This window comes from Acinetobacter haemolyticus (assembly GCF_900406815.1).
In the GTDB taxonomy this organism is placed as follows: Bacteria; Pseudomonadota; Gammaproteobacteria; order Pseudomonadales; family Moraxellaceae; genus Acinetobacter; species Acinetobacter haemolyticus_A.
Map to the genome: position 1 here is coordinate 1 of NZ_OVCN01000035.1, position 5370 is coordinate 5370.

Sequence of the window (5370 nt, forward strand, 5' to 3'; positions counted from 1 at the left end):
ACGAAGAAATGGGTCTGTAAAAGCAATTGCATCATCCTGCATAAGAGATTCAATTAAATCCATTAGCTCAGAACGATGCTTAATTATTAAATCTAGTTGTTCTTTGTTCATGATGCCCCCCAATGTAAACGGCAATGTATTGCATGATGTTCGGCAATGGAATGATATTAACGGCAATGTATTGCCGATGTAAACAAAAATTTGCATAAGAATGCTAATAAATAGCAATACAATGATAAAAATTAATGTTTTAAGGCAATGAAAAGCATGTCCATAGGGAAAAACATTCAAAAAGTAAGCAAAGAATTAGGGATGAATATTTCTGATCTAGCTAAGCAAGCAAACATGCCCGAAAGAACGGTAAGAAGCATCGTGAGTGATGAAATTAAGAACCCTACGGTACAGTCAATAAAAAAAATAATAATTGCCCTTGGAGTAAGTGCAGATATGATTCTGTTTGACGATGAAGAACTGGGTGAAAATGGAGACCTAAAAATCTTATTTAGAGAATTAGAAAGGCTTGAATATGAAAACAGAGATTATGCAAAAAAGGTAATTAAAGCGATTATAGTGCAATTAAAAAATCAGGAACTAGATTAAAAAATGATCGGTAAAATCGAAAATTGACGGCATCTACTCCGAAATTTAGGAGTTAAGTCCACACTATAGACGTGGACTCCCCTGACCGCCTCAATTTCGCATAATGCGCATTGATGTTAAATACACTCCAGTGCATCTAGCGATTGTTGCAACATTGACAAACTAAAAAGCACCTATGCATATACATAAGTGCTTTTTATTTGTAGCAATGTGAAGTGTAAGTAACATAATGCAGTCGTATTATGCGCAATCTCAGCATTAAAACTAATGTTTAAAAATGCAGCAATAAAACCTCGAGTCAAAGTGTCTAGACTACGCCTTGAGACACTCATATTTTATGTTAAAACAAAGTATTAGCACGTTGTGTCTCAATTCCCCTGAAGACACTTTTTTGCTGATTTTTCGTCACATCAGGATTAAGGATTTTGTAATCAAAGGGAAATGCTTTCAAATCATCACAATAGTCCTTGCCTACGTGCTTCTTGAATCCTTGCAATATATTCAGCATCAAATTGCTCAGCAGATTGGTTATACATGACAGGTTGCGTTTGTGCCTGTACATGAGAATACTGACGCTCTTGTTCTTTAGCAAAGTAATCAAAAGGACGATCACCGCTGACATAACGTCTACAATCGCTCTGTGACATGTCTATTTTAGTCGCTTGTTGCGTATAGCATGAACATGTTGATTTTGACGCTATACAACCTGCAAGCCTAGGACGTTGCTGTATTTCATACATCACTGGAGGATTGAAGTCATACGGTCGACTTACATCATATTGATATTGCTGATTATCATTGGTCGTGTATTGTTGTTTTGCTACAACTGGCTGTGATGCTGCATGTTCCTGATCAGTTGGCTCAAATGGATTCTGAGAATGTGTAGGTTGTACACCTGTTTTTAACTGATCAAGCGCATTGGTTTCTTGACCTGATAATTGTCTAAATGCATCAACAGCATAACTAAATATAGGAATCTTAGTTATACCCACTACAGTGATAAAAATGATCATAATAAATAATAGTATGTAGCCAAATACTTTCCATGACATATTAAATTTCATAGAACTATGTGAAGAAGCACTCACATACATTCTTTGAAATTTCTTGCGATATGGAAGTACAAAATGCTCTATATATTTCTTTGGATCACGTGTTGAGTCAGCAGCAGCCCTTGGATCGGAAAGGTACTTATCAAAAACATAAATACCACAGGCCTGTACTTTTTGAGGTGGTCGCTTCACAAAGTAAAGTTTATCCACCAGTTTACGAAGTGAATAGTTTAAGTCTTCAGAATCTTGAGTAATCAAAAATACGTTTTTATCTGTATGTCGTACTTTAGACATACCCTTAACTAAACGATGCTCTGAATATTTACGACCATCCCAGTTGTATGGTGGGCAATCCCGAACCTCATCAATGAAATGATCTGATCCCCAAGGGGTGCGGATCCAATCAAGGTCAGGAAATGGCAAAACACAATCAATCTTTAATCCATTGATATTTGAATATAGCTGTCGAACTGGAAGAATTGCTGTGAGCTTTAATTGTTCTTCAGTATAGATTTGATCAATGTACTTGTTATAGAAGAAGTAATATTCAAAATAATATTCAAATTGTTCACCATCTTCTAATTTGTCGAAATATGAATGATTACAAGTTTTTGTAAATAATTCATTACCGATCTCATAAGTAAAAGTGTAATCCTTGATTAACAAGTCGCGCTCTTCGAGCAGCTTCCTGTTTTCTTCAAAAATTGGAACATTCTTTTTTATGTTTTCTAAATTAAGTTGCTGTAATTCGTATATTTTAGTAACTGCATAATATGACTTTCCTTCGCCTGGCTTTCCAATAATTGCATATAGCATTTTATATCTTCCTTAAGCTCAGTTTGCCCGCATTCATTGTTAAACGAATCGCAATAGCAGAAAGAATGTAGCTAATCGCCACATCCAAACCACAGATATTAATTAAGTAAAAAATTGCAGAAAGATTAGAAAAACTGTCTTTGACGTAATCTAAGAGAATTGAATAAACACCTTGTGTAATTCCAAATGTGACAAGCCCTAGACCAGCACCTAGCAAAACCCTTTTAAATGCGAAACTGAGTACCTTTTCAGCAATGTGAGGGAGTAACAGACTCAATAATCTAAGCATCAGAACCACCCCTGTATTGTCCAACTACAATCAAGAAAGCGATCAACATGCCTGAAAAGATCACCCAAGGTCGTGAAATTGCTGCACCAGCACAAAAATTATCATAATCAAAGCTAATCTCATGTGCTTGTAATAGGGTGAATCTAATAACCAAAGGTGGTGGGCATTGGTCATTTACACTGATAATATTGCCATCAAAATTAGTTTCTATTTCACGTTGAATTACATCAATTTTGCCGTCTTGTGGCTTACCATCTTCTAAATCTTCTTCAGTACATTCTCTGTACTTATTTGAGTTTTTATCATTCGGATTGTAATTCTCGTTTGCACAGCCATACGCACCTTCAACAGCATCCTTAATGCCATCGAGTTTTTTATTGCTTTCGCCAATCGCTTCACTAGCAGCCTTTGTATAATCACCAATATTCTTTAAATGCTCATTTGTTGTATCAAGCTTAGTATTTGTTGTTGAAATACCTTGACTTACATCATCAAGCTTTGAGTTTGTTTTAACAGATTCTTTGTGAATATTATCCAAATGTTGATTAGATTTTTCTAACTTTGTATTTGCAATATCTAATTTCTCATTTGTCTTAGTCAAAGTATCTGTGACTGATTTAAAACCATTTGTAATTGATTGATTAACTGTACTAATCGCATTTAACAACGAAGTTTTTAAGTTATTTATTGCGTTGATCACTGGTGTTAGATCGACATCACCACCACCATTATTGTTATCACCTCCGCCATTAGGTTCAGATGCTGGCGGTTGATTGTCATCATTGTTAGGATCGTTTGGATTTGGTATTTGATCTGAGTCTTTTACACAAATAGACTCACCATTAAATGTTTGTTCTGTATAGCCAGAAGGACAGCCTTGTGGTGGTTTTGGACAATGTGCATCGCTACCATTTGAATTTTTACATTCAGGCTCTTTCGGTGGTTCATAGCCGTCAGGTGGGATTGTTGGTGGCTTGTCTGTAGATGGTGGGCATGATTGATCTTTAGTACCATCACCATACAACAAACTCATTAAATCTGAACCTCCTTCGCCACTTAAAGAGGGGTTCTTAAAACGACATCCATCATAACACACTGTTGTATCAGCAATTTTATTATGATATGCCTCAATTTGATCTATATCCCATTCTGTCCAGCCGGGTACGCTAATTGGTTTTGTTGTAACTGAGGATGCACAAGTACAAGGTACTTCAAGTGAATTAAATACGACTGATGAATTGTAAATTGTGGGTATTGTATTGAATTTATATGAATAATTAACAGTCGCAGTTGTACCATTGTTACCATATCTTATATCTGTGATTGAAAAATTTGTTTTACCCGATTGTCTTGATACCCAATAATTAAAAGTATCTCCTATGTCATTGAATGAAACGTCATAAGTCGTCCATTCTCTACATGTATTAGCAAAAGCAAAAATCGGTAAAATAGTTATAATGATAAAAACCAAATATTTAAGAAATCGCATATAAAATTCCTTAAATTATTTGAACATGATGATTGCTGGAATGATCCAACAAAGAAGATAAAAGTACGGAAAGAATTCTGACATATGCACACCACACAAAAAAAATTCGACCTGCGCGCCCTCGGTCGCAATTTTTTGTTGTGTGGCGCGCTCTATGATTAGAATGCTGAACGGATCGCTTTAATACCCTTTGCAGCAAGCGGAATCATTAACCATGCAACACCAACAACACCTACAGCACCAACAATAATTGCTAAATAAGCAATAATATCTGCCGTATCTGGTGCATCAGGTGGTGCTGCATTTGCAACGTTCATAAGCGCCATTGGTGCAGTAACAGCTAAGCTATACTTCGCTGAAGTACGGAAACGTTGGAACCAAGTTTTTTTATGAACTTCTTGTTGTTCAATCGGTTGTACATTTTGATAAGCCATGAGCTTCTCCTAATTAACGTAGAGTTCTTATAAAGTCTGCTAACTCTCTATAGCCCTTAGCAACAACACAGATGAGCCAAAAACCACCTCCCATTACTGTTGCTTGTTCGATGGTTAAAGGGGGCAAAATGGATGTAGAAACAACCACCCATTCAATGCATTGCTGGATGCCATTAGCATCTGGTTGTGATAACTGACTACATCCGACAACTTGCATTCTTTTTATCTCTGAAAACGTTCAATAACCCACTTGATTAGACAAGTGACTACGTATGAATTTGCGATTAGTCCAACCGCAAGCAAATACCAAATGATGTATGCAGCTACTTGATCCATGTTTAATCCTTATCTCGATGTACGTACAAACCGATGCAAAAACCGACAGCACCAGCGACGATAAGAGCTATAAAAAGCCAAGAGCTACCCATCATTTACCCCTTGCAACGGTAAATATGAACAGCATAAAAACCGTGTGATTTGAACGTTTCACCGCACTTCTTGCACTTATAAGTAAACTGTGTCATTATCATTATTACCGTAAGTTATTGATTTAATTGACATATTATACATTATACGAAGTAATGTAATGTAAGCCTTTGATTGTTATGGTGTTTTCAACTGTGTAACATTGATCAACGTTGTCTTAGGAAACTGTCCGCTAAACTCCAGATTAAACTCAAACTCACATTC

At 36.1% G+C, this 5370-nt stretch carries 6 protein-coding genes; 1 reads left to right on the top strand and 5 read right to left on the bottom strand.

The features are described from left to right. The first annotated feature begins 267 nt into the window (after window positions 1-267). Window positions 268-600, top strand: coding sequence for a helix-turn-helix domain-containing protein (locus DK207_RS15450; RefSeq protein WP_109441949.1), 333 nt, complete (start codon window positions 268-270; stop codon window positions 598-600). 455 nt (window positions 601-1055) lie between these two features. On the opposite strand, the gene DK207_RS15455 is transcribed toward DK207_RS15450, so the two are convergent. The 5 genes from DK207_RS15455 to DK207_RS15475 all read right to left on the bottom strand — a co-directional run bounded on the left by DK207_RS15455 (window position 1056) and on the right by DK207_RS15475 (window position 4897). Beyond that, window positions 1056-2468: a zonular occludens toxin domain-containing protein gene (locus DK207_RS15455; RefSeq protein WP_109441950.1), complete on the bottom strand. Its 1413-nt coding sequence runs from the start codon at window positions 2466-2468 to the stop codon at window positions 1056-1058. A 1-nt stretch (window position 2469) separates the two neighbouring features. Continuing rightward, on the bottom strand, window positions 2470-2757 hold the full coding sequence (locus tag DK207_RS15460; RefSeq protein WP_109441951.1) for a DUF2523 family protein: 288 nt from the start codon (window positions 2755-2757) through the stop codon (window positions 2470-2472). Then, window positions 2750-4246: a virulence factor TspB C-terminal domain-related protein gene (locus DK207_RS15465; protein WP_109441952.1), complete on the bottom strand. Its 1497-nt coding sequence runs from the start codon at window positions 4244-4246 to the stop codon at window positions 2750-2752. Before DK207_RS15465 ends, DK207_RS15460 begins: the two co-directional genes overlap by 8 nt. A 158-nt stretch (window positions 4247-4404) precedes the next feature. Further along, window positions 4405-4680 carry a hypothetical protein gene (locus tag DK207_RS15470; RefSeq protein WP_109441953.1) on the bottom strand — a complete coding sequence of 92 codons (276 nt, stop codon included), beginning with the start codon at window positions 4678-4680 and terminating at the stop codon, window positions 4405-4407. Window positions 4681-4693: 13 nt separating this feature from the next. After that, window positions 4694-4897, bottom strand: coding sequence for a hypothetical protein (locus DK207_RS15475; RefSeq protein ID WP_109441954.1), 204 nt, complete (start codon window positions 4895-4897; stop codon window positions 4694-4696). Window positions 4898-5370: the final 473 nt, after the last annotated feature.

Excerpts from the sequence above, each read along its gene's own strand:
- DK207_RS15450 (WP_109441949.1), top strand. The coding sequence starts at position 268 with ATGTCCATAGGGAAAAACATTCAAAAAGTAAGCAAAGAATTAGGGATG.
- DK207_RS15455 (WP_109441950.1), bottom strand. The coding sequence starts at position 2,468 with ATGCTATATGCAATTATTGGAAAGCCAGGCGAAGGAAAGTCATATTAT.
- DK207_RS15460 (WP_109441951.1), bottom strand. The coding sequence starts at position 2,757 with ATGCTTAGATTATTGAGTCTGTTACTCCCTCACATTGCTGAAAAGGTA.
- DK207_RS15465 (WP_109441952.1), bottom strand. The coding sequence starts at position 4,246 with ATGCGATTTCTTAAATATTTGGTTTTTATCATTATAACTATTTTACCG.
- DK207_RS15470 (WP_109441953.1), bottom strand. The coding sequence starts at position 4,680 with ATGGCTTATCAAAATGTACAACCGATTGAACAACAAGAAGTTCATAAA.
- DK207_RS15475 (WP_109441954.1), bottom strand. The coding sequence starts at position 4,897 with ATGCAAGTTGTCGGATGTAGTCAGTTATCACAACCAGATGCTAATGGC.